Origin of the sequence: Limosilactobacillus portuensis (assembly GCF_014838735.1) — a bacterium.
Classification (GTDB): domain Bacteria; phylum Bacillota; class Bacilli; order Lactobacillales; family Lactobacillaceae; genus Limosilactobacillus; species Limosilactobacillus portuensis.
Genome location: NZ_JABUXQ010000007.1, coordinates 44,585 through 65,096 on the forward strand (window position 1 = coordinate 44,585; position 20,512 = coordinate 65,096).

The following is a 20,512-nucleotide window of genomic DNA, read 5'->3' on the forward strand; positions in this document are numbered from 1 at the left end:
TTCTCTTAAATCACTAAAATATTTACTTTTCATAAGCTCTCCCTAATTACCTTTTAAACTGCTTCCCGCAGTCCATGCAGACAAAATCAGTCTTACCAGTTTTCTTACCCGCAAATCCTGCAAGTACACCAATACCACCAGTTAACACTGCGCCGGCTGCTGCTTTACCAACAGAAAAAGACTTTTTGTCAGCACCAAGTGGCTTAACGTTCTCACTATTACAATAAGGGCAGAATAACGTTTCAACTTCAGCTTTATCTTTTGAGATAGCTTTAAGTGAACGGTCATTTTTAAAATATGCCAAAAAGTAATCACTATCATGATTATTAATCCAAGCATTAACAGTATCGTTCTGGTCTTTGAAAACTTTATGGATACAATTACTACAAATTCGTTTGTTATCTTTAGTAATTGTAGCTTTGAATGCGCTAATTTTTCTTCCACATCCTATACATCTGTCAGGTGCTATTAAAATAGCAGTTTGGTTTTTAGAGATAAGATCCTTTATTTCAGCGCTTGTATGTTTCTGAACCCAGGATGCATAAGTAGGCTTAATGCCAATGTGTTCTTTACCAGTAGTTTCTCCAAATAATTTATTTGTATCATCTAAACACAGCAACGCACCATCAGAAGTAATGGTTTTAGCATTCAGAATGCCTAATTTTTTACCACATACTAAACAATTTCTACTCATCACTAGCACTTCCTTACATAATCTTTTTTAATTTGAGACTAACAATATATTCAAGATTAATTGGTACTCCAAATTGCTCGCAGAAGACGATCGGATTGTTAATCTCAATATCATTGTCATAACAATATGAAAGCAGAATATCGATTGCTGTACAGTTGGCACGATATTCTGTTTTTGTGTGCACAGTTACTGAGTGATAGTAGTTAACGCCTTCGTCATGATTAATTAAGTGTCCTAATTCGTGAGCAAAAGAAAAAGGAACTTCCCATTTATTACGCCAATTCATGTTAATTAACACTTTTTGGTATTTGCTACTAGCACTTGAAGGAAAATCTGGTGGAAGTTCTTCAGTTAAAGTTGAAGAGATTCCTCGGTCAAATCCATAATTGATCAAATAAGAGATCAAGTTATTCATACTAATCCTTCCCGTTCATCAACCGTTTTATTAAAGCTTTATCTTCGTCTGATAACAGCTTTCCTTGATAGGTGAAAATAACATCATCATCATCTAGATCGGCAGTTCTTTCGCTATCAGTTTTGCGCCCTAATAAATAGTCAGCCGATACGTTAAATAAGTTCGCCAATTTGTTAACTGTGCTGAATTCCGGCTCACGTCTACCGTACTCATAATTTGCATATGTTTGCATGCTTGAAAGACCAATAGCTTTAGCTACGTAAGTCTTACTCCAGCCTTTACTTTCCCTTAAATTAGTAAGACGTTCACCAAACTCTGACATAATCAACAACTCCTTTTGACTGTATAATACACCTGTTAAACAAAAAGATTACTCTTTTAGCCAAAAAGTTTATAAAAAGTGTTGACTTAGACAAAACGGCAAGGTATTATAATAACTGTAAGTTAAACGAAACGGCTAAGGAGGTGTTAGAAGTTGACAACAGTTCTTAAAGATGATGCTTACAAAAGACTAAAACAAGAAATCGATAGCCGAGGCATTAAGACAAAGTTTGTCGCTAATGAAATTGGGATTAGTCCTAGTTATCTTGGGCAGGTTCTGAATGGTAGTCGTAAGCTATCAACCGATGTTGCAGTTAAAGCTAGCCAAGTATTAGGTGTGCCATTAACTATTTTTTTAAACAAAAGTTAGACAATACGGCTAACCAAGGAGGTGACTTGATGAAGCTAATAATTGAAGGCCAAGATAATCATGATTTTCTCCAATCAATTATCAACGGTGAGTATGTATCGCTGAAAGATTGGCCAGGAGTGAAGCTGTTTGTCGGCAATGTTTATGACAAGTATTTGGAAATAAAAAAAGCCACCAAGGAGGCTATTAGATGAAACAAGAAAATAATTCAGTAACTAGAGCTTGGCAAGAATATGCAGAACTAAAAAAGAGCAACTTCACTGATGGTCAGATCAGAAAAATTGCTCAGATTATTATGGCTTGTGCTATGGAAGACCGTGTTCATTTAGATAAGAATTCATAGCATCTATGCTTCGTTGCCTATTTTCTTGCTCTTGTTTATCAAGCTTACTCTGAATTTTATTGTAGAGAGCATAAGCTTTTCCGTAAGCTTCTTTATAAACTTTCATTTTATCGTCAACAGAAAGTTGTGTTGAGGAGCTTTGAACGCAAGATAAAGCAAACTTAGCAGGATCAATACGAAGATTTTCTAAATCCATATTAAGACACCTCCCTTATATGAGATGTCTTAATTATAGCAAAAGAAAGGAGTTGATTAGATGGCAACTGCTGAGATAAAAGTAGTCACTTTGGAGCTTCCGAAACTTCATGAAATGATGATTGAGTCAGCGAAAGAAGGTGTTAAACGTTACATCAAAGAACAAGAAGAGAATCAAACACATGCTGAACCAACTATCCCAATGGCGGAAATAGTCAATAGTCGACGTTATGGAAGTCGTAATACGGTAGCAAAATACCGAGATGAAATCATGGCTGAAGATGATAACCAGTCGATTGTAGTTAAGCGAGGAAGTCGATATTACTTTGATCCAGTTAAGTTTGACGATTGGTTCATGAAGAGAAAGAAAACCAACGAAGAAAAGTTAAAAGTCGATCCACGAAGGAGGTAATCATGGCACAGATAGTATTTTTCATAGCAGTAGCGATCGCCATGCTGATTGTGTTGGGTAATTCGTTTCAGATGAAGTACAGGGGTAAACATCGAAAGGAAGTGAAGTAATGCAAAAGGAGCTGTACAGCGAACTAGCGAAGTATATTTTGAAATTGTTAAAAAACAAAAACAGTCAACCTGATCCCGACACGGTAGGTCAACTGTTTATGGAATTAAGAGAACTAAAGCATTAGCTTTCAGATTCAAAAAGAACTGATTCAATTGATGAACTAATAGCGGATAAAGTTGAATCGCCAATGAATTTAACTTCATTTTTTACATTATCAAGGCTGAAGTCATTGAAGTTGTTATCTAATTTAACGATATCGGTTGCTCGATCCCAATCATCCCACATAGTTTTTTTAGCATATTCAATCAGCTTCAAATTGTTAACAGTAACAGTTTTACTTTTGTTTTTGAATGAAATGGTTGCTTTCACTTAATTCACCTTCCTTCACTAGGAGATGAATCAAGCATAGCACAACGAAAGGAAGTGAAAAGTCATGATTAACGAAGTTCTGCACTCACGGTTGATAGCATTCGCACTTGGAGCGTGGATGGTCTACTGCGGAAGTATCGGTGCATATGACGGGGCACTGTTTATCCCTATGATTTATGCAACTTTACTGCTACTCAACCACATTGATCAAAAAAAGAGCGAAGGCAGTCGCAATGCCCACGCTCAAAATAAGTAACTTTGGTTTTTAACTTACGAGGATGATTATAAATGGAAAACATGCTAAATGCAATTAAAGATATGTCATTAGATAACGCTCACTATATGGGTAAATATGACAGCTACAAGAAAAAGCTTAACAAAATGCTGACTAGTGTAAGCACCCAGCCGACACCTGCTCAACTAGGACGCATCAAAGTCTATTACCAATTAATAGATTTATTTGGTGAAAAATTTGTTCAAGGGATGGGGTGGCTGTAATGGATAACAGGACTGAAGAAATTAAAGCGGCAGTAGAGAAAATTATCAATCACAAACTAGATTCGTTTATTGTACTTGGACAAAACAATGATGGATTGGAACTATCAGCAGGAAAAGGCGAAGCAGCTGCTATCGCAGTTCTAATAGCGGATCTTTTTGAAAAGCAACCAGCATTAGAACAAATGGTTAAAGATGCCAAAAGTCTTAAAAGTGGAAAGCTACCAGATGATTTAGTTAAGGCATTGTTCAATGCGCTAGGGGGCAATTCAAATGAATAACATTAACTGGGATAAGTGGTTCGAGGATGATAGCGAATCAATGCCTAATTGTCCTTGGATTGATCACGAACCATATGACGATGGTACCTACTACGGTGACGAAGACGAGGAGGAAGAATAATGGCTAACCAAGTAGCAACTAAGCAACCAAAATTAACAGATATTGTGCTTGAACGAGTTAATCAAATGAAGAGCACGCAGCATTTATCACTACCCAAAAATTACAACGCTTCAAATGCTTTGAATGCAGCGTTCCTTGAATTACAAAAAGTCCAAGATCGCAATCATCAACCGGCACTTGATGTATGTAGTCGAGATTCAATTGTTAAGTCATTACTTGATATGACACTTCAAGGATTATCACCGGCAAAAGATCAATGCTACTTCATTGTGTACGGTAAAGAGTTACAAATGCAACGCTCCTATTTTGGTACGGTAGCAGCGGTTAAACGGCTAGACGGAGTGAAAAAGGTTCGGGCAGAAGTAGTTCATGAGGGCGATGAGTTTGAAATTGGCTCTGATGAGGATATGGAATTGGTAGTTAAGAAGTTTATACCAAAGTTTGAGAATATCAGTAAGCCAATCATCGGCGCCTTTGCCTTAATTAAGACTGATGAAGGTAATTCATACACGGTTATGAATATGGACGAAATCAAGCAGTCCTGGAGCCAAACACGACAAAAAAATAATAAAGTACAACAAAATTTCAGTCAGGAGATGGCTAAACGGACCGTACTTAACCGGGCCGCCAAGATGTTTATTAACACCTCAGATGATAGTGACCTGTTAACTGGGGCAATTAATGCTACTACATCTAATGAATTTGATGATGAGCCACGAGATGTAACACCAACTCAGGAAGAACAAACCACGCAAGAATTACTAGATGGCTTTGAAAAATCACAGGCAGAATTAGCTAAGAAGGAGGAACCAGCGGATGAACACAGTAGTTCAGCAGAAGGAGAACAAGAAGAACTCTTCAAGGACGGTACCATTACACCAGACCCCGCTAAAGTTAACGCCTGAGAATTACTACTCACATGATACAGACTGGCAGTACATGAGTTTCTCCTTGTTCAAAGATTTTGAGCAGTGCGAAGCTCGGACATTGGCTAAGCTGAAAGAGGATTGGCAACCGACTTCTAGTCCGGTGCCACTTCTTGTTGGTAATTATGTACACAGCTATTTTGAAAGTGTTGAAAGTCACCAAAGTTTTGTTAAAGAAAATCACAAAGCTTTAATGACCCGACCAACGAAGAGCAATCCCGATGGTCACTTACGAGCTGAGTTCAAGGTAGCTGACAGCATGATTAAGACACTAAGTGATGACAATATGTTCAACTACTTTTACAAGCCTGGTAAGAAAGAAGTCATTGTGACTGGCAAGATTGATGGTTACTGGTGGAAAGGTAAGATTGACAGTTTGGTGCTTGAACAAGGTTACTTCTGTGATCTTAAAACGGTAGACGATATTCATAAGGGCCACTGGAACGTTGATGAACACCGATATATACCGTTTATCCAAGATCGAGAATATGACCTGCAAATGGCACTATATCAAGAGATTATCAAACAGACCTTTGATAAAAAGTGTCAACCGTTCATCTTTGCAATTAGCAAGCAGACACCGCCTGACAAGATGGCAATTGACTTTAATGGTGTTGATGACCAGTACCAAATGCAGGCCGACTTAGACAAAGTAAAAGAGCTACAACCGCACTTCTGGAAAGTAATGACAGGTGAAGAAGCACCGGTTGCTTGTGGTAAGTGTGATTATTGCCGACAGCTGAAACAGCTTAAAGGGTTTACCCACGCTAGTGAGATTGAGGTGTAATTATGGCACAACGAAGAATGTTTAGTAACAAAATTACTGATACTGATACCTTTTTAGATATGCCAGCATCAGCTCAGAACCTATACTTCCACCTAAACATGCACGCTGATGATGATGGTTTCTTAGGGAATGCCAAGACGATTCGGCGCATGATCGGTGCAAGTGAAGATGACTTGAAAATTCTAGTTGCTAAAGGATTTCTTTTGATGTTTGACGATGGGGTAACTGTGATTCGTGATTGGCGGATTCACAATTACATTCAAAAAGATCGTTATCACCAAACTATGTATCAGGAGCACAAAAAACAATTAACAGTTAACCATAACCATCAGTATGAATTTGTATCCAATCCGGACACAAAGGGTATACAAGATGGATCCGATTCGGATCCAAAACGTATCCAATCTGGATCCAACGTGGATCCAAGTCGTACGCAAAATGGATCCAATGAAAAAGAAGTTACAAAAAGTAAGAATAAACAAACACCGTCAGAACAGGCAACAGAGCCAATGGATCCAGAATGTATACAAGATGGATCCAAAATGGATCCCCAGGTTAGAGTTAGGTTAGGTAAGAGTAAGGATAGAGTTACTACTACTACTGATACTAAGTTAAATAATGCTACTACGGTTGAAAGTGGTGGTAATTTTCAGCATACCCATGAAGATGTTTTTAATCACTGGCAAGGTGACTGGGGATTTCCTAACACGTATATCACTCAAGATCTAGACGAGTGGATTAAAGGATTTGGCCCGGATATTATTTACTACACGATTGACTATGCCTTGTCTAAGAATGTCACGGCTCGTAAGGCTGATCCTTTCATGACGGAAGTAATCAAGAATTATCGTGCCAAACAGGTAAAAACAGTTGATGACGCTATAAGAGTTAATGCTGAATTTGACTCAAGGGGAAATTACTATTCACGGAAGCCAATTAGGCGTGAAGTAATCCCAGAGTTCATGAAGAAGGATCTTGAGAATGTTCCTAAGCAAAATGACGCTTCGCAAGTTCAAGACGACTACGTAATGCCAGATGACAGCATGGATCCAATGCCAAAGTGAGGTGTGATAAATGGCAACAGCAATAGAAAACAAATGGGCTTCCACGATTAAACGACTGCAAGTCCTGAAAAGGGATTGTTATACAAAATCTGATGGTATTAGCTATTTGAAGGCTATTGGACTAGTTAAATCCAACTTGCGAGTGGCTGTGTATTATCTTGGCCGTCTTGATGATCGAGGTGAGAACTACCAGGTGCCATTTGATAGGGAACAATTTGAGTGGTTACTAAGCGAGCCAGTCGGGCAAAAGAAGCTCGATGAAGCAATCAGAATTAAGCATGAGTGTGCCAAGATGGCAAGGAGAAATGCGTATGAAGTTTGAACGACTGAAAGCCCTGAAACGTGGTAAAGGTTACGTGCACTACAAAGGCAAGTTGTGCGAGGTCATCAGCATTAACGCCTTGAAGCAGACCGCACAAGTGGCAGAGGCGGGCCAGATGTTTCCGCCAGTGGTTGAAGTGAAAGCGAGTGAGTTGGATTGATGGACTTAGAGAAAAATACAAATAACGCTGATAAGCCAATGGAAAATTGGACGAGAGTAATTATCGAAACAGACGAAAAGAACCCCAAAACCATTGCAGTAGTCGTTAATGATGACTATAAAGTTGCAGATGGTTTCAGAGTTCGACTTAAGCCAAGTACATTGCCTTGGTATTAGTATTTGTCCCACTTGTGATTGGATTGCAATTAATTATTCAAAGGGAGTTTAGCAGTATTTACAAGTGGGGGCTAGAGGAGTGATGAAACGAATGGATAGTGTGTTGTATGCGTTTCTGTGGTTTGCGATTGCGCTGATTGCAGTAGTGACAATGAAGTTTGCCGGTGGCTGGGTATTACTGCCGGTAGTGTTATTGATTATCTTGGCGTTCATTGCAGGACGAATTAGAGAGGGATGGTAGTGAAGATGAAAATTGATGAATTTATCGAAAAAGTGAATGAACGTGATGAAATGCGGGCTAAGAAAACCGCTGAAGGTATTGTAATCGGCACACCAAACAATATGGGCATTTTCAATATTCCCGAAGATGCAACAAATTTCATTGAAATAGATACTTGGGCAACAAGTAACAGCTTGTATTGGAAAAAGCCTGATCGTGAGTGTTTATCAGCACTGATTGAAGAGTTTCTTCACACGCCAATTGAAGAGCGCTTCCCGGAAAAGGAATGGTATTTGTGTATTGGTGTAAATAGTAAGGGCCATAAAGTTTACCTAGTGAGGGACTATGATGCGCGTGAGATTGTGACGAATATTAATAAAGACTGCATGTCTTCTTTCACTGATCGACAAGTTGAAGAACTAAAAAAGGAGTTTCCCAAATTAGCTCCTGCAATTGATGCAATGAAAGAACCGGTGGAGGACGACTAATGAGCATATATGACTTTTTAGCAATCACAGCAACTGGTGCGATTGGCTTTGTGCTGGGAGTAGTAACAACGATTAAGGTTGACGATACGCACGAAAGGATTAAAGGAGAAGATAAATGATGAGTGTAGATTATAAAGCAATTAACTTTAAGGCAGATTTGAAAAACGCTAAGCGGACAGCCGGTGATACGGTTATCCAGCTTAGTGCTAAGGGTAAAGATGTCGATATGAACCTGCTTGGTGAAATCATGGATGCCAATGGGGGGGTAAAAGTAACCATTGAATCTAACCAGACCGAATTGGTTAATGATAACCGTGAAGCAGATGGTCAGACAGAGTTACTAGGAGAAGATGACTAGTGAATCATTTTGGGAAGAAAGTTCATTACAAAGATTGGGACTTCGATTCGATTAAGGAACGTGACTTCTTCATCCAGTTCATCGAGAGTAGCGGAAAGAAGTTCAAGGTTCATCCAAGCTACAAGGTAGTCAATAAATTCTCGGTTGGCGGATATAACCAGCGTGGTGTTACGTACGCACCGGACTTTGTTGTATTTAGCACTGACGGAACCGTTGAGCACGTTTACGATGTGAAAACGGGAATTAATCAACGAGCAGTCGATACGAGCGCTAAGCTACGTTTTAAGCTGTTTTCACTGAGAACTGGATTGCCGGTTGAAGTAGTTGTTCCTCGTCAGCATGATTTCAAGATGAAACTGTTTGGGTTTACTAATCCGAGGATTCAAGAGGCTCATGCTCGACACGATATTCATGGTAATATTCGACGAAGAAAAAATGGAGAACCTTACTACGACTACTACAACGTATACAAGAGCATTGATTATAATGTGCACGATTTAATCGGATTTTAGGAGGAAGCATGAAGTCGAAGAAAAAGAAACAAAAAAGCCGTCTCCGGAAGAAGCGGGAACGGCGGAAAGAAAATGAGTTAAAGCGACAGGAGAAGAAGCATGATTGGAAAAAAGATTAGTGATATTACAAGTTTCATACTTGGGCAAGTAATAATGTGGGCAGGTTCGGTAACCATTATTGGTGGTCTTACGTGGTTAACCATTAAGATATGGACGTCAATAATTCATATGATTTTTGGATAAATAAAAAAGACGCTCTACTGAGAGAGCGCCCTTGAGATATAAATTAAAGCAAATCAATTATATCACAAGGGACGAGGGGTGTAGAGCGTGGTTGACAGCGTATTTGGTAATTTGGATAAAGAAGCCACTAAGGAAGCATTCAAGGAGTATCTAAGAGAATGGAAAAAGTACAAGCTTAAGGCAATGCAACGGTTCCCGGGTTTGCAGTCACCTAGTATGGACGGACAGCCGAACGATGGGACACCACATGACCCGGACCAGAAGTTCGTTAACCACGCTGAAGCCGTTTATCAGTACAAGACCAAAATTAAGTGCTGCGAGGTACTAATGAGTGTCGGTGAGGAAGAGGAAATCTTAGGCGATATTCTGCTTCATCGCTTCATTAAGGGCTGGTCAGCAATTAGAACGATGAATTACATTAACGAGCAATATAACGCCTATATGAGCGAGCGAACGTTCAGAATGAAGCAGGAACAGGCACTATGGGAAGGTGCGTTGATGTGTCCTGACGATTCAGTCCGTATTAAACGATAAAACGTTGCCGGTTTATTGCCGGTTTTCTGCCGAAAGTTTGCCGGTATTTGACCGGTTTCGCCTTAAAAACAGCCGTATTATGGTATTGTTCAAAAAATTAATTGAACTTACAAATACCAAATACCTGTGACCCGAGCACGAATGACTTCAGCATTCCCGTCCTTAAACTGCTTAATAATACGACTTTATTGACTCTGACAGAGGAGTAGACGAGTTACTACCAGCAACTCAGGATTCTCTCTGTTAAGTGTGTGGAAACGGGTAATCAAGCCCTCAGATGGTGGCAGGGGCCATAATCCACGTTGAGACTAGGTACTAATTAATCCAATTTTTTACGTAATGTACGGTTACAGTCTTCATAATAAAAACTCTTAAGATTTACAATATACCGGCTCTACTAGTCTCACGGCAACCACGTTGAAATGACAACGAAAGAAGTTCGCACTCAACTTCAACGGCTTAACGAGTGCACATTATACTTGCGGCAAGGGGACAACCCCTTACGTAAGTTTACGCTGATGTGGGCCAGTGGTTGGCAAGTATTCCATTAAATTGGTAACACGGCGGTTCAATTCCGTCCATCAGCATTGGAAGGCAATATATATCTGGAGGTGAAGCTAGCACCTCACTTGTTTTATGCCTTCCATACTGAAGCACAATCAATTAAAGGAGATGTTAAGCCTCCTCTTTTAATGTTTAACAATGCTTCGTGCTATGGTCCTCGGCAGGGCACAGGTAGTTTTTAGTTACGATTCAACCTACTTGCGCATAGCGGTGGTTCGACTCCACCCTCTAGCATTGTCCGAAATGACGTTAAACTACGATCATTTTATTTTTACCTCAGCCTAGTCTTTACGACTGGGCTTTTTGTCTGGAGAAGTGAATTAATATGGATAAGAAATCGAAAATTATTGTGTTAACTAGTGGATTAGTGGCTGTATTAGTCATATTCTTTATTTCTGCAATCAGTATTAGTAATGGTCAGATTAAACGTCAACAAGAAGTTCAAACGGCTAAAGCTAATATTTCTAAGGAAGAAGAGCGCCGCATTGATCTCTTTAAGAACATGGTTGATGCCGTGCAAAGTTATAACCACTATGAGAGTTCAACTCAACAGAAGATTGTGGATGCACGTTCAAAGGCTAATCAAGGGAAAATTAACCAAGCTAGTCAATCACTTAATGCTGTGGTTGAACGTTATCCAGAACTGAAATCACAAAGCGATTACAAACAAGCAATGTTAGAGTTCAGTATTACGGAAAACCGATTAGCTAATTATCGTGAAAACTACAATGATGAAGTCCAAAGCTACAATGTCTACGTGCGTCGTTTTCCTAATCATCAAATCTTAAACATGATGGGAAACAGCACTAAAACATATGAACCGTTGAACTATAACGTTAACAACGCTAAGGCAACTAATCTATTTAAGTAGGCGATTATTGTATGAGTACACGTAATAAGTGGCTATCTTTGATTGGCTTAATTGCGGCTGCTATTTTGGTGGATATTATTGTTGGAGTTAGCATGGCTAATCATGAGCGACAACATGCTAGTGTCTACCGTACGGCTTTGAAAACAACTGATAGAGATCGTTTTAACTATATCGTCAAGAGCCGACAAGGTAGGGTTATCAGTTATACAAAACTTACTGGTAATGAGCCAGCTAGATTTAATGAAATGACCATTAAACGCCGCTTTATTGCCGTAAAGAGGACTCTTGAAGAATACACCATGCACACCGAAACGACGACCGACAGTAAAGGAAACGTAACAACAAGAACATATTGGTCGTGGGACGATGCCGGAACTGATGAAAATATTTCAAAATATTTGACTATCTTTGGCCATAAGTACAGTGCTACTAAGTTTAATTTAGATTCATTTTATCGTGATATTAATGCGGATAAATTAGTTAATCATGATGCTGACGAATATTACTATCTAAACGGATCGGAAAGATATCGTTATGAAGTGATACCAATATCGGTAAAAGGATCGTTTATTGCAGATACCAGTAAGGGAACACTTAACCCAATTAGTGGAAAGTACATCAAAATTTCTAAAGAGCACTACAAGGATTACCTAAACCATAATTTGAATGATGGTAAGAAGAAAGTAATCACTGCTGTAGTGCTTTTAGTTTTGATTGAAGTAATCGGAATTGTTTATTTTTGTTGTGAGGTTGAAACAATATGAATCTTAAAGAAGTTAAAAAAACAGTAAACAATATTAAAGAAAGCGTTGTTGACTTTGAGGGTGCACATGAATTAGAAGATGACCTTTATGAAGCTGTACTGAAAGAAGTAGTTTCTGGCAATCCAGAGTCTAAAGAAATGGCACGTATAGCGTTACAAACAAAAGAAATTAACTTTCCGAGGTATTGTTCATAATGAAACATTATAAGAATTGGGGCACGGTCAGCAGTGGTGCCGAGTTGTATATGCTAAACCATGCTGAACGTACCCGGAAACGAAAGCAAAAGGAAAGGGTGAGAAAACGTAATGAAATGGCTAGTGATAATTCTTACAGCAATGTTCACCGGAGCAAAACTAGCAAAAGCAATTAGCTGGTCATGGTGGTTAGTGTTTAGCCCAGCAATTATCTACTGGGGAGCTGGTGCAGTAATTTTGCTATTAGCATGGATTGTAATTGCTATCTTTTGGCTAGTAGGATTCTTTCGATTTTTTATCAAGAAAAGGGGACTGAAGAATGCAAGTTCAAAGCATGAAGATTGATGAGGTTAAACCTTATCCTAATAACCCGCGTAACAATGATGATGGGGTTGAAGCAGTAGCCAATTCAATTAAAGAGTTCGGCTGGCAACAACCTATCGTGGTTGATAAGGATAATGTGATTATCGTTGGCCATACTCGTTATAAAGCGGCTAAAAAACTAGGTATGAAAGAAGTACCAGTAGTTGTAGCAAATAATTTAACGCCAGAGCAGGTAAAAGCCTACCGATTAGCCGACAATAAAACCGGTGAACTAACTGACTGGGATATGAGCTTGCTTGACGATGAACTAGGCGATATCGCTGATATTAATATGTCTGATTTTGGTTTTGATTTAGACATCCCCGAAGATAAGGAAGAAGTACAAGAGGATGATTTTGACGAAGAAGTTCCGGAAGAGCCTAAATCAAAATTAGGACAAATCTATCAGTTAGGACGGCATCGTTTGATGTGCGGTGATAGCACCAAGCCCGAAGACGTCAAAAAATTAGTGGGGGGGGTGCAATGTGACCTGCTATTGACAGACCCACCATATAACGTCGCTTATGAAGGTAAGCAAGAATCTAAGATGACAATTAAAAATGACCGTCAAGAAGATGATGAGTTTTACAAGTTCCTGTTTAATGCTTTTAGTGCTGCAAAAGAGAACTTAAAGCAGGGCGCATCGTTCTATATTTGGTATGCAAGCTCAGAAGCGGCTAATTTTAATAATGCTGCCAATAATGCCGGATTGAGTGTGCGTGAAGAATTAATTTGGGAAAAGAATAACTTAGTAATGGGTCGTCAAGATTACCAGTGGAAGCATGAGCCGTGCTTATATGGTTGGGTTGAAGGTGGTAGTCATTCGTGGTATTCCGACCGTAAGCAAACAACTGTTATGCATTTCGATAAGCCACAGCGTGATGATTTACACCCAACGATGAAGCCAGTTGCCTTGTTTGACTATCAAATTAAAAATAGTACCAAGTCGGGTGACGTGGTACTAGATTTGTTTGGTGGTAGCGGAACAACTATCATGGCTTGTGAGCAGGACGGACGTAACGCTTACGTTATGGAATACGACCCAAAGTATGTCGATGTAATTATCAAACGGTGGGAAGATTTCACCGGAAAGAAAGCTGAGTTGATTGAAGGTTAGTTAACAGCTAGCCTTTTTATTTTGTGTGAAAGGTGGTGTGGTTTATGTGACTAGAGCAAGTCATAAGGATTGGCATTCAAAAGAACAACTCGAAAAGCTTCAAGGCTGGGCTAGAGATGGTCTTACCGATGAGCAGATAGCCAAGAACATCGGTATTAGGAGACCTACTTTATACGCCTGGAAAAAGGAACATCCTGACATTGCTGACGCCCTGAAAAAAGGTAAGGAAGTCGTCGACGTTGAGGTTGAAAACGCTCTGTTAAAAAAAGCAATGGGGACAACTGCAAAAACAACTCAATACAAAATGGTTAAAGTTGATAGTGACGTTCTCAAAGCTAAGCGAGTTAAGTATATGAATGCCTATAAATTGGACCACCCGGATAAAACAAAGGAAGAAATAGTTATTGCGGCTGCATTGGCAATTCCAACCTATGAACGTATTCCGATTGTTGAAACAGTACAAGAAGTTGCGCCTGATACAAGCGCAATTATTTTCTGGTTGAAGAACAGGTTACCTGAAAAGTATCGTGACCAGACATTCCGGCGCCTTAACAAAGCTCAGGCTGATAAAACCGAAGCCGAAATCGAAAGAATTAATGCTGAAACAAAGCGACTTAACTCTAATGATGAGGGCATTACTAAGATTGTATTTAGTGACGATATGAAGCCAGGTAAAGAGGATGATACGGACCAGAAAGGAGATGAGAGCGATGGAGCAAATGCTTAGCTTACAGAAGATTGTGGGCGGTGGATATTACGACTTTTGGCATGATAAGCACTTTTACCGTGTCGTGAAAGGCTCACGGGCCAGCAAGAAGAGTAAGACAACCGCTCTTAACATGATTTATCGCTTAATGAAATATCCCTGGTCTAATCTGCTTGTTGTGCGGCGATACTCAAACACTAATCGGCAATCAACGTATGCTGACCTTGAGTGGGCGATTAATCAATATCACGCTGAACACTTATTTAAATGTAATCCTTCGATGCCCGTGATTGTATATAAGCCAACAGGACAACGAATCATCTTTCGGGGGATGGATAAACCTCTGAAACTGACTTCTATTACCGTCACACATGGTTATTTATCATGGGTTTGGATTGAGGAAGCATACGAGATTGAGAGTGAAGATAAGTTTGAAACACTACAAGAATCAATTCGTGGTCGTATTGACGCTCCTGGTGCTTTTAAGCAGATAACAATTACTTTCAATCCCTGGAATGCTCAGCATTGGCTTAAGCGAACATTCTTTGACCCTCAAACTCGTAAGGCTGACACGTTTGCACAAACGACTACCTTCAGATGTAATGAGTGGCTCGATAAGAAGGATAAGCAACGTTACCTAGATTTATACAAGACAAATCCTAGACGTGCTCGTGTGTCTGCTGACGGCGACTGGGGATTAAGTGAGGGCTTAGTCTTTGAAGATAACGTTGAACGTGTTGATTTTGACCCACAGGAAAAACTTACTGAATGTGGTCATGCTGGCTTTGGGCTTGACTATGGTTTTGGTGGTGACCCTAACGCCTTTGTAGCATTGGCAATTGACCCAAAGAACAAGAATATTTGGATTTATGATGAAATGTATACGTATCATCAGACAACACCGCATATTGCTGAATGGCTCAAAAAGAAAGGCTACCAGCACGCTTCAATCTATGCTGATTCTGCTTCACCAGAGCGCACACAACAGCTTTTAGACTTGGGTATAGATAATATTCAATCAGTCGTTAAAACGCCAATTGAAGCAGGAATCGACCAGTTGTGGCAGTACAAAATCCACGTTCACCCAAAGTGCAAAAATATCTGGAACGAGTTCAATAATTATGTATTCGACACGGACAACATTGGTAATACGCTCAATCGTCCTAAAGATGAGAACAACCACGCAATGGACGCTTTAAGGTATGCTTGTCGGCAGTATATGGATATGTATGATGGCTCGACGGGTGTTGACTGGGGTAATCAGTATCACATCGCTAGAGAAATGGGGCTTGATATTTAATGCAGAATACAATTCCACAAGAACATCGCTTTGATTTAGAAGCTAATCGGCAATATCAAGTTCCGATTAGCTTTTTTAATTCGATTAAAGATAATCCGATGCAGCTATACGAAACGGCGTATAAGTTCATTCGGCATCACATTGACCGACAGGTACCACGCTTAAAGGAATTAATGAAGTATTACCTTGCTGACACTAAGATTAAGAGCTGGGCTGGGTCACCTAATCCAGATAACGCTCATAATCGTGTGTCAACAGGCTTTGCACGTTATATTACTAATATCCGTGTAGGCTACTTTATGGGTAACGATGTGCAGTACAAGATTGTAACTGACGATGATAGCGAGAAGCAGTTGTCTAAAACGTTAGATGACTTGATAACACACTATAATGACAGCTCAAATACACCTTACATTGACGAAATGTTAAAGAAAGATTTGTCAATCACTGGTCGGGCGTATGATCTTGTCTATGTTAACGCTGGTGAAACAACGCTTAACTTAGCAAAAGTTGATCCTACAACATGCTTTGTTGTTTATGATGATTCAATCAAAGCTCAGCCATTATTTGCTGTCCGTTATTATCAGACGGGTGTTTTAGATGAGCTGCTACAAGATAATTATGAAATTTACACTGATTCGATGATTTATAGTTATCATTCAGATGGTGGATTACCACAAACTAACTCGCCTGTTAATAATGCAGTGTTAGATAGTGCAGAACCACACTTCTTTGAACGTGTACCACTAACTGAATATAAGAACAACGATGAGCGCATTGGTGATTGGGAGCCTGAAATTGACCAGATGGACGCCTTAGATAAGGCAATCTCTACGATGACAAACTTTCAAGAAGATTTTAATGATGCCGCAATGGTGGCAACTGGTCGCTTTGCCAATAAGACTAAGCCTGTTTACGAAATGGACGATAGAGGGAACATCAAAGTGGGCAAAGACGGGAAACCGATTGTGTTAGTACCGCCTAAGCCTATCATTGATCCTAAACATCACATGTTCTACTTAGAGCCTTACATTGCACGTACTGGATTGAGTGAGGGGCAACGTACGGTTGTAACTCCAACACTTCAATACGTTACCAAGCAATATGACTCGGCTGGCTGGTCTACTTACACTAATTTCTTGATCAACGAAATTCACAAGTATACCAACACGCCAAACGTCAACGATCCTAACTTTGCTTCTAACGCTTCTGGTGTAGCAATGAGCTATAAACTCTGGGGAAGCGACCAAGAACGCAAGATACAAGAAGCGTTATATAAGCGTGGCTTACGTGCCCGTATTAGTGCTTGTATTGCTTACTGGAACAAGATTAATGCTTTACCTGGAGAAAATGATATTTCTGTGCTTGCTGATATGGTCAAGCCTAATTTTGACCCTAACTTGCCAAAAAATGACGAGGAGACAGCGCAACTTGTGCAAACCTTGTCTGGCATTCCAGGACTTGAAAGTATGAAGTCATTACGGGAAATTACACAACGTATCACTGGGGTATCACCTAACGATGAACAACAGCGGATTGATGATGAAGCAGAGGAAGATGCCAAGAAGTCAGATGACTATAAGAACGGTCGTACTGGCATTGGTGAAGTATTTGCTACTGGCGAACTTGCACAAGTTGAACAGCCAAAGGGTGATAAGTAATGACGGATAAAGAATGGTTTGACCAGTTAGACAAGATATTTAATCCGAATAGTCCTAGTGTGCAGGCATTACGTGAAGCCGTTGAACGTGCTGAACATAAGCAGGAAGTTACTTTTGACCACTTTTTCAATAATGGTTTGAAGTGGAATAGCAAAGCAGACTCCGCAGATGTTAAAGCTGTGTTCGATGCTTTACGTGAATTACGCACTCTGGCTTACACAGAGCAACAAAGAGCTGTTTTAGGTGCTTTGCTGAATAATTTACCGTATAAGACTAATTCGGACGTAGCAAAGCTTACAAGCCGAATTAACATAGCTATGCTCGGATTAGACATTGCAAGGCGACTAGAAGAGCAGCAAACAGAGATCGTTAATCGTGTTACTGAATTAACTGGTAAACAGCACGGTGGATATAATACCCAATTGAGGAGCCGAGCCTTAATGCGTGTGGCTGTTCAAACAGGTAATGATACAGATACACTGCCACTTATCTTTAAGCATGCACAACGCCTCTCAATGGACTTAGATAAAGTAATTGATTACCAAGTACGCAATCATATGAATCCTAATTCGTTGAAAAAGGCAGCTAAAGAAGCGTTAGAGGGTAACAAGCAGTGGAATTATACGTCTGACAATTGGCGTTCAACTATTCAGAAGAAGTATATGCAAACAAAGGCGAACCTTGAACGGATATTTGTTACTGAGGCGAAAGCAGAACAAATGCGAGTAACCGCAAAGCAACTTAAAAATAATGGATATAAGTACGTTAAAGTTGTAAGCCGCCACAGTACGAACGTATGTAAATACTGTGAGGGGATGAACGGAACAAAAGTAAAGATTGATAGCATGGTAGTAGGCATTAACGTACCACCGTTCCATCCTCGCTGTGCATGTAATATTATTCCAGCTGAAACACCAGTTAAGGAAGCACTAGAAGATTTAGGATTGTGAGGTGAGTTTAATGTATAGAGGAATTGATAAATTTGAGTTAAAAGGCGATGGCTTATATATCAATAATAAACGTATTTCCTGCATTAAAAGTCTAAAAATTGATTGTCCAGATCATAGCGAACTTTCAACATTGACAATTCAAATTGTTGGAAAGTTAAAAGGCATTGATTTTGACAAGACCAGTCAATATGGCTTTGTAAAACCAAATATTAAGGACGACTTATAAAAGCGACTATTCAAATGGATAGCCGCTTTTATTATGCCTTCAAACGTGCTGACAGGCGTTAAAGAGCGGACGGGTTTCCTCGACGGAGGTTAAACGGAATAAGCCGACGGGCGTAAAACGGAGGTATTGATAATGGAAAACGGAAATGATGTTCAAACTCAACAGCCTGTGCAAGAACAGGATAATCAGCCAACTCAAAATGAGGGCCAAGAAGAAAAGCCTAAAGTAGAGTTCACACCTGAACAACAAAAGGCTATCAGTGCTTTACTTGATTCTAAGATTGCTAAAGAGCGGACCAAAGCGGAACAGGAAAAGCAAGATGCTATTAAAAAGGCTGAACAACGGGCCAAAATGTCTGCTGAGGAAAGAGCAAAAGCAGAACAGAAAGACCGTGAAGAAGCCGTAAAAAAGCAACAACAAGACCTAAACCGTAAACTTCGAGAGGTGCAAACTAAGTCAACACTTGTTGATAAGGGTATCAGTCTTGATATGCTCCCGCTTTTGATGGGTGCTAATGATGAGGAAACCTCACAACGTTTAGATTTATTAGATCAGTACGTTAATAAGAAAGTTCAAGAAGCTACCGAGAAACTTATGCAAGGTAAGCAAAACCCAACAGGTGGTAACGGTAGTAACACTGTATCAGTAAATGATAATCCTTGGACTGAACAAGCTTTTAATTTAACAAAGCAACAAGAAATTTTTAATCAAGATCCAGAAAAGGCCCGGCAGATGATTGCACAAGCGCAACCAAAGCAGGGCTTTTATGTTGGAAAAATGAATTAAGGAGTGAATAGTAAATGGCTGAAATTCAACAAGCTACACAATTAGCAAATATGCAAATTCCTGAAGGTTGGGCGGCATATCAAGCTCAACAATCAGTAGAACAAGACCAATTCTTTAAATCTGGTGTAATTAAAGAGGTACCTAGTATTGCTTCTGCTTTTACTGGCGGTGGTAAGCTGGTTAACATTCCAATGTTCAAGCCTCTTGAAGACGTAGCACCACAAAATATTGATGATACTAAAGACATTACTCTTAATACTATTGGTACTCAATTAGCACAAGCCCGGCTTCAAGGATTCTTACAAGCCTGGAGTGCTACTGATCTTTCTGGTGAATTATCTGGAACTGACCCGCTCGGTAATATCGGTACTTCTGTGCAATCTTATTGGCGGCACATTAACGAAAAGATTCTTTTAGGTACTATGGACGGCGTTTATGCATCAGATAGCATGAAAGATAAAAACCAATTCAATGCTGCTGACAATCGTCGCAGTGATAATACATTCTCTCTGAAGAACTTTAATGAAGCTCGGTTCCAATTAGGTGATCGTTATCGTGATCTTGCAACTGTTGTGGTTCATTCAAATATTTTGAAGGAGCTACAAAATGCTAACATCACGGATCCTAAGACTGGTAACACCATTTTAATCAATGGGAATCAATTACCAACGCAAATCTCAGCACCAAATCCTGGTGATTCTATCAAGGGTGTGCGAGTTATTGTTGATGATACTATGCCGATTAAAGATGGTGTTTATACTAGCTACTTGTTTGCTTCAGGGGCCTTTGGTTGGTCTGAACTACCAACCCCTCGTGCTGCTGAAACTGGTCGTGATGCGTTACGCTTCCAAGGGATTGATTACTTTATTAGTCGTCGCCGCTTTGTGCTTGCTCCACAAGGAATGAGCTGGAACGAATCAGCATTCGCAGCAGATAACCCAACTAAGCCTTTCCCTGGCATGGAAGACTTAGCAAATGGTAAATATTGGAATCGAGTATTCGATCCTAAGATTATGCCTTATGTTAAGTTCACAACCACTGACGAAGCGATTAAGAAAGCCACAACGACACCAGCGGCACCTACTAAGTAATG

The 20,512-nt window shown here is 39.8% G+C and carries 36 protein-coding genes and 1 tRNA gene; 32 read left to right on the forward strand and 5 right to left on the reverse strand.

What is annotated here, in order from left to right; translation table 11 throughout:
* Positions 1–46 precede the first annotated feature (46 nt).
* From HUK49_RS11015 to HUK49_RS03460, 3 genes are read right to left on the reverse strand one after another with little or no spacing between them, the layout of a single operon-like run.
* Positions 47–694, reverse strand: coding sequence for a hypothetical protein (locus tag HUK49_RS11015; RefSeq protein WP_206705604.1), 648 nt, complete (start codon positions 692–694; stop codon positions 47–49).
* Between the two features lie 13 nt (positions 695–707).
* Positions 708–1,109: an ImmA/IrrE family metallo-endopeptidase gene (locus HUK49_RS03455; RefSeq protein WP_191912655.1), complete on the reverse strand. Its 402-nt coding sequence runs from the start codon at positions 1,107–1,109 to the stop codon at positions 708–710.
* 1 nt (position 1,110) lies between these two features.
* On the reverse strand, positions 1,111–1,431 hold the full coding sequence (locus HUK49_RS03460) for a helix-turn-helix domain-containing protein (RefSeq protein WP_191912656.1): 321 nt from the start codon (positions 1,429–1,431) through the stop codon (positions 1,111–1,113).
* Positions 1,432–1,584: 153 nt separating this feature from the next.
* On the opposite strand from HUK49_RS03460, the gene HUK49_RS03465 reads away from it, so the two are divergent.
* Genes HUK49_RS03465 through HUK49_RS03475 form a run of 3 tightly spaced genes read left to right on the forward strand, consistent with a single transcriptional unit; the run spans position 1,585 to position 2,143 of the window.
* Positions 1,585–1,800, forward strand: a complete 216-nt coding sequence (locus HUK49_RS03465) for a helix-turn-helix domain-containing protein (protein WP_191912657.1) — start codon at positions 1,585–1,587, stop codon at positions 1,798–1,800.
* 29 nt (positions 1,801–1,829) lie between these two features.
* On the forward strand, positions 1,830–1,994 hold the full coding sequence (locus HUK49_RS03470; RefSeq protein ID WP_191912658.1) for a hypothetical protein: 165 nt from the start codon (positions 1,830–1,832) through the stop codon (positions 1,992–1,994).
* A complete protein-coding gene (locus HUK49_RS03475) occupies positions 1,991–2,143 on the forward strand; it encodes a hypothetical protein (RefSeq protein ID WP_191912659.1) in 153 nt (50 codons plus the stop codon). Before HUK49_RS03470 ends, HUK49_RS03475 begins: the two co-directional genes overlap by 4 nt.
* Here HUK49_RS03475 and HUK49_RS03480 read toward each other — a convergent pair.
* Positions 2,106–2,339 (reverse strand): hypothetical protein, encoded by a 234-nt coding sequence (locus HUK49_RS03480; RefSeq protein WP_191912660.1) that lies wholly within the window; start codon positions 2,337–2,339, stop codon positions 2,106–2,108. The genes HUK49_RS03475 and HUK49_RS03480 overlap by 38 nt on opposite strands.
* 60 nt (positions 2,340–2,399) lie before the next feature.
* Between HUK49_RS03480 and HUK49_RS03485 the strand changes: the two genes are divergently transcribed.
* Complete coding sequence (locus HUK49_RS03485; protein WP_191912661.1) at positions 2,400–2,750, forward strand: hypothetical protein; 351 nt, start codon at positions 2,400–2,402, stop codon at positions 2,748–2,750.
* Positions 2,751–2,981: 231 nt separating this feature from the next.
* Here the strand turns inward: HUK49_RS03485 and HUK49_RS03490 are convergent, their stop codons facing one another.
* On the reverse strand, positions 2,982–3,230 hold the full coding sequence (locus tag HUK49_RS03490) for a hypothetical protein (protein ID WP_191912662.1): 249 nt from the start codon (positions 3,228–3,230) through the stop codon (positions 2,982–2,984).
* Between the two features lie 64 nt (positions 3,231–3,294).
* On the opposite strand from HUK49_RS03490, the gene HUK49_RS03495 reads away from it, so the two are divergent.
* The 28 genes from HUK49_RS03495 to HUK49_RS03625 all read left to right on the forward strand — a co-directional run bounded on the left by HUK49_RS03495 (position 3,295) and on the right by HUK49_RS03625 (position 20,510).
* Positions 3,295–3,486, forward strand: coding sequence for a hypothetical protein (locus HUK49_RS03495; RefSeq protein ID WP_191912663.1), 192 nt, complete (start codon positions 3,295–3,297; stop codon positions 3,484–3,486).
* A gap of 32 nt (positions 3,487–3,518) precedes the next feature.
* Positions 3,519–3,728 carry a hypothetical protein gene (locus HUK49_RS03500; protein WP_148444630.1) on the forward strand — a complete coding sequence of 70 codons (210 nt, stop codon included), beginning with the start codon at positions 3,519–3,521 and terminating at the stop codon, positions 3,726–3,728.
* Complete coding sequence (locus HUK49_RS03505; protein ID WP_191912664.1) at positions 3,728–4,006, forward strand: hypothetical protein; 279 nt, start codon at positions 3,728–3,730, stop codon at positions 4,004–4,006. Before HUK49_RS03500 ends, HUK49_RS03505 begins: the two co-directional genes overlap by 1 nt.
* Entirely contained in the window at positions 3,999–4,127 is a 129-nt protein-coding gene (locus tag HUK49_RS11445) for a hypothetical protein (protein ID WP_268890022.1), read from the forward strand. Before HUK49_RS03505 ends, HUK49_RS11445 begins: the two co-directional genes overlap by 8 nt.
* Entirely contained in the window at positions 4,127–5,032 is a 906-nt protein-coding gene (locus HUK49_RS03510) for a recombinase RecT (RefSeq protein ID WP_191912665.1), read from the forward strand. The genes HUK49_RS11445 and HUK49_RS03510 overlap by 1 nt, the downstream gene beginning before the upstream one ends.
* 34 nt (positions 5,033–5,066) lie before the next feature.
* Positions 5,067–5,840: a PD-(D/E)XK nuclease-like domain-containing protein gene (locus tag HUK49_RS03515; RefSeq protein ID WP_235980966.1), complete on the forward strand. Its 774-nt coding sequence runs from the start codon at positions 5,067–5,069 to the stop codon at positions 5,838–5,840.
* Positions 5,841–5,842: 2 nt separating this feature from the next.
* Positions 5,843–6,904, forward strand: a complete 1,062-nt coding sequence (locus HUK49_RS11630) for a DnaD domain-containing protein (RefSeq protein ID WP_191912667.1) — start codon at positions 5,843–5,845, stop codon at positions 6,902–6,904.
* A gap of 10 nt (positions 6,905–6,914) precedes the next feature.
* Positions 6,915–7,226, forward strand: a complete 312-nt coding sequence (locus HUK49_RS03525; RefSeq protein WP_191912668.1) for a hypothetical protein — start codon at positions 6,915–6,917, stop codon at positions 7,224–7,226.
* Complete coding sequence (locus HUK49_RS03530; RefSeq protein ID WP_191912669.1) at positions 7,216–7,386, forward strand: hypothetical protein; 171 nt, start codon at positions 7,216–7,218, stop codon at positions 7,384–7,386. Before HUK49_RS03525 ends, HUK49_RS03530 begins: the two co-directional genes overlap by 11 nt.
* Positions 7,386–7,562 carry a hypothetical protein gene (locus HUK49_RS03535; protein WP_191912670.1) on the forward strand — a complete coding sequence of 59 codons (177 nt, stop codon included), beginning with the start codon at positions 7,386–7,388 and terminating at the stop codon, positions 7,560–7,562. The genes HUK49_RS03530 and HUK49_RS03535 overlap by 1 nt, the downstream gene beginning before the upstream one ends.
* Before the next feature lie 91 nt (positions 7,563–7,653).
* Positions 7,654–7,803, forward strand: a complete 150-nt coding sequence (locus HUK49_RS03540; RefSeq protein ID WP_191912671.1) for a hypothetical protein — start codon at positions 7,654–7,656, stop codon at positions 7,801–7,803.
* Positions 7,804–7,808: 5 nt separating this feature from the next.
* Positions 7,809–8,270, forward strand: coding sequence for a hypothetical protein (locus HUK49_RS03545; protein WP_191912672.1), 462 nt, complete (start codon positions 7,809–7,811; stop codon positions 8,268–8,270).
* Positions 8,271–8,385: 115 nt separating this feature from the next.
* Complete coding sequence (locus tag HUK49_RS03550; protein ID WP_191912673.1) at positions 8,386–8,628, forward strand: hypothetical protein; 243 nt, start codon at positions 8,386–8,388, stop codon at positions 8,626–8,628.
* Positions 8,628–9,140 (forward strand): DUF1064 domain-containing protein, encoded by a 513-nt coding sequence (locus HUK49_RS03555; RefSeq protein ID WP_191912674.1) that lies wholly within the window; start codon positions 8,628–8,630, stop codon positions 9,138–9,140. Before HUK49_RS03550 ends, HUK49_RS03555 begins: the two co-directional genes overlap by 1 nt.
* 330 nt (positions 9,141–9,470) lie before the next feature.
* On the forward strand, positions 9,471–9,917 hold the full coding sequence (locus tag HUK49_RS03560; RefSeq protein ID WP_191912675.1) for a hypothetical protein: 447 nt from the start codon (positions 9,471–9,473) through the stop codon (positions 9,915–9,917).
* 514 nt (positions 9,918–10,431) lie between these two features.
* Positions 10,432–10,504 (forward strand) — tRNA-Asn (locus tag HUK49_RS03565).
* A gap of 302 nt (positions 10,505–10,806) precedes the next feature.
* The gene (locus tag HUK49_RS03570) at positions 10,807–11,352 is read left to right on the forward strand and encodes a LemA family protein (RefSeq protein ID WP_191912676.1); all 546 of its coding nucleotides are present in this window, start codon (positions 10,807–10,809) and stop codon (positions 11,350–11,352) included.
* 11 nt (positions 11,353–11,363) lie between these two features.
* Positions 11,364–12,116 (forward strand): hypothetical protein, encoded by a 753-nt coding sequence (locus HUK49_RS03575; protein WP_191912677.1) that lies wholly within the window; start codon positions 11,364–11,366, stop codon positions 12,114–12,116.
* Entirely contained in the window at positions 12,113–12,310 is a 198-nt protein-coding gene (locus HUK49_RS03580) for a hypothetical protein (RefSeq protein ID WP_191912678.1), read from the forward strand. The genes HUK49_RS03575 and HUK49_RS03580 overlap by 4 nt, the downstream gene beginning before the upstream one ends.
* Positions 12,311–12,421: 111 nt before the next feature.
* A complete protein-coding gene (locus tag HUK49_RS03585) occupies positions 12,422–12,655 on the forward strand; it encodes a hypothetical protein (RefSeq protein ID WP_191912679.1) in 234 nt (77 codons plus the stop codon).
* Positions 12,630–13,790 carry a DNA modification methylase gene (locus tag HUK49_RS03590; RefSeq protein ID WP_191912680.1) on the forward strand — a complete coding sequence of 387 codons (1,161 nt, stop codon included), beginning with the start codon at positions 12,630–12,632 and terminating at the stop codon, positions 13,788–13,790. Before HUK49_RS03585 ends, HUK49_RS03590 begins: the two co-directional genes overlap by 26 nt.
* 46 nt (positions 13,791–13,836) lie before the next feature.
* Positions 13,837–14,517, forward strand: coding sequence for a terminase (locus HUK49_RS11180; RefSeq protein ID WP_191912681.1), 681 nt, complete (start codon positions 13,837–13,839; stop codon positions 14,515–14,517).
* Entirely contained in the window at positions 14,501–15,796 is a 1,296-nt protein-coding gene (locus HUK49_RS03600) for a PBSX family phage terminase large subunit (protein WP_191912682.1), read from the forward strand. Before HUK49_RS11180 ends, HUK49_RS03600 begins: the two co-directional genes overlap by 17 nt.
* Entirely contained in the window at positions 15,796–17,457 is a 1,662-nt protein-coding gene (locus HUK49_RS03605; protein ID WP_191912683.1) for a phage portal protein, read from the forward strand. The genes HUK49_RS03600 and HUK49_RS03605 overlap by 1 nt, the downstream gene beginning before the upstream one ends.
* Positions 17,457–18,407 carry a minor capsid protein gene (locus HUK49_RS03610; protein WP_191912684.1) on the forward strand — a complete coding sequence of 317 codons (951 nt, stop codon included), beginning with the start codon at positions 17,457–17,459 and terminating at the stop codon, positions 18,405–18,407. Before HUK49_RS03605 ends, HUK49_RS03610 begins: the two co-directional genes overlap by 1 nt.
* A 10-nt stretch (positions 18,408–18,417) precedes the next feature.
* A complete protein-coding gene (locus tag HUK49_RS03615) occupies positions 18,418–18,633 on the forward strand; it encodes a hypothetical protein (RefSeq protein WP_191912685.1) in 216 nt (71 codons plus the stop codon).
* A 132-nt stretch (positions 18,634–18,765) separates the two neighbouring features.
* Positions 18,766–19,419 (forward strand): DUF4355 domain-containing protein, encoded by a 654-nt coding sequence (locus HUK49_RS03620; protein WP_191912686.1) that lies wholly within the window; start codon positions 18,766–18,768, stop codon positions 19,417–19,419.
* 14 nt (positions 19,420–19,433) lie between these two features.
* Positions 19,434–20,510, forward strand: a complete 1,077-nt coding sequence (locus HUK49_RS03625) for a phage major capsid protein (RefSeq protein WP_191912687.1) — start codon at positions 19,434–19,436, stop codon at positions 20,508–20,510.
* Positions 20,511–20,512 lie beyond the last annotated feature (2 nt).

What these genes read in the sequence shown, in the direction of transcription:
- HUK49_RS03570 (WP_191912676.1), top strand. Translation starts at nt 10,807, where the DNA reads ATGGATAAGAAATCGAAAATTATTGTGTTAACTAGTGGATTAGTGGCT.
- HUK49_RS03470 (WP_191912658.1), top strand. Translation starts at nt 1,830, where the DNA reads ATGAAGCTAATAATTGAAGGCCAAGATAATCATGATTTTCTCCAATCA.
- HUK49_RS03620 (WP_191912686.1), top strand. Translation starts at nt 18,766, where the DNA reads ATGGAAAACGGAAATGATGTTCAAACTCAACAGCCTGTGCAAGAACAG.
- HUK49_RS03575 (WP_191912677.1), top strand. Translation starts at nt 11,364, where the DNA reads ATGAGTACACGTAATAAGTGGCTATCTTTGATTGGCTTAATTGCGGCT.
- HUK49_RS03485 (WP_191912661.1), top strand. Translation starts at nt 2,400, where the DNA reads ATGGCAACTGCTGAGATAAAAGTAGTCACTTTGGAGCTTCCGAAACTT.
- HUK49_RS03615 (WP_191912685.1), top strand. Translation starts at nt 18,418, where the DNA reads ATGTATAGAGGAATTGATAAATTTGAGTTAAAAGGCGATGGCTTATAT.
- HUK49_RS03585 (WP_191912679.1), top strand. Translation starts at nt 12,422, where the DNA reads ATGAAATGGCTAGTGATAATTCTTACAGCAATGTTCACCGGAGCAAAA.
- HUK49_RS03460 (WP_191912656.1), bottom strand. Translation starts at nt 1,431, where the DNA reads ATGTCAGAGTTTGGTGAACGTCTTACTAATTTAAGGGAAAGTAAAGGC.
- HUK49_RS03535 (WP_191912670.1), top strand. Translation starts at nt 7,386, where the DNA reads ATGGACTTAGAGAAAAATACAAATAACGCTGATAAGCCAATGGAAAAT.
- HUK49_RS03600 (WP_191912682.1), top strand. Translation starts at nt 14,501, where the DNA reads ATGGAGCAAATGCTTAGCTTACAGAAGATTGTGGGCGGTGGATATTAC.
- HUK49_RS03480 (WP_191912660.1), bottom strand. Translation starts at nt 2,339, where the DNA reads ATGGATTTAGAAAATCTTCGTATTGATCCTGCTAAGTTTGCTTTATCT.
- HUK49_RS11015 (WP_206705604.1), bottom strand. Translation starts at nt 694, where the DNA reads ATGAGTAGAAATTGTTTAGTATGTGGTAAAAAATTAGGCATTCTGAAT.
- HUK49_RS03545 (WP_191912672.1), top strand. Translation starts at nt 7,809, where the DNA reads ATGAAAATTGATGAATTTATCGAAAAAGTGAATGAACGTGATGAAATG.
- HUK49_RS03510 (WP_191912665.1), top strand. Translation starts at nt 4,127, where the DNA reads ATGGCTAACCAAGTAGCAACTAAGCAACCAAAATTAACAGATATTGTG.
- HUK49_RS03605 (WP_191912683.1), top strand. Translation starts at nt 15,796, where the DNA reads ATGCAGAATACAATTCCACAAGAACATCGCTTTGATTTAGAAGCTAAT.
- HUK49_RS11630 (WP_191912667.1), top strand. Translation starts at nt 5,843, where the DNA reads ATGGCACAACGAAGAATGTTTAGTAACAAAATTACTGATACTGATACC.
- HUK49_RS03525 (WP_191912668.1), top strand. Translation starts at nt 6,915, where the DNA reads ATGGCAACAGCAATAGAAAACAAATGGGCTTCCACGATTAAACGACTG.
- HUK49_RS11445 (WP_268890022.1), top strand. Translation starts at nt 3,999, where the DNA reads ATGAATAACATTAACTGGGATAAGTGGTTCGAGGATGATAGCGAATCA.
- HUK49_RS03495 (WP_191912663.1), top strand. Translation starts at nt 3,295, where the DNA reads ATGATTAACGAAGTTCTGCACTCACGGTTGATAGCATTCGCACTTGGA.
- HUK49_RS03540 (WP_191912671.1), top strand. Translation starts at nt 7,654, where the DNA reads ATGGATAGTGTGTTGTATGCGTTTCTGTGGTTTGCGATTGCGCTGATT.
- HUK49_RS03455 (WP_191912655.1), bottom strand. Translation starts at nt 1,109, where the DNA reads ATGAATAACTTGATCTCTTATTTGATCAATTATGGATTTGACCGAGGA.
- HUK49_RS03625 (WP_191912687.1), top strand. Translation starts at nt 19,434, where the DNA reads ATGGCTGAAATTCAACAAGCTACACAATTAGCAAATATGCAAATTCCT.
- HUK49_RS03500 (WP_148444630.1), top strand. Translation starts at nt 3,519, where the DNA reads ATGGAAAACATGCTAAATGCAATTAAAGATATGTCATTAGATAACGCT.
- HUK49_RS03580 (WP_191912678.1), top strand. Translation starts at nt 12,113, where the DNA reads ATGAATCTTAAAGAAGTTAAAAAAACAGTAAACAATATTAAAGAAAGC.
- HUK49_RS03475 (WP_191912659.1), top strand. Translation starts at nt 1,991, where the DNA reads ATGAAACAAGAAAATAATTCAGTAACTAGAGCTTGGCAAGAATATGCA.
- HUK49_RS03550 (WP_191912673.1), top strand. Translation starts at nt 8,386, where the DNA reads ATGATGAGTGTAGATTATAAAGCAATTAACTTTAAGGCAGATTTGAAA.
- HUK49_RS03515 (WP_235980966.1), top strand. Translation starts at nt 5,067, where the DNA reads ATGAGTTTCTCCTTGTTCAAAGATTTTGAGCAGTGCGAAGCTCGGACA.
- HUK49_RS03610 (WP_191912684.1), top strand. Translation starts at nt 17,457, where the DNA reads ATGACGGATAAAGAATGGTTTGACCAGTTAGACAAGATATTTAATCCG.
- HUK49_RS03590 (WP_191912680.1), top strand. Translation starts at nt 12,630, where the DNA reads ATGCAAGTTCAAAGCATGAAGATTGATGAGGTTAAACCTTATCCTAAT.
- HUK49_RS03530 (WP_191912669.1), top strand. Translation starts at nt 7,216, where the DNA reads ATGAAGTTTGAACGACTGAAAGCCCTGAAACGTGGTAAAGGTTACGTG.
- HUK49_RS03505 (WP_191912664.1), top strand. Translation starts at nt 3,728, where the DNA reads ATGGATAACAGGACTGAAGAAATTAAAGCGGCAGTAGAGAAAATTATC.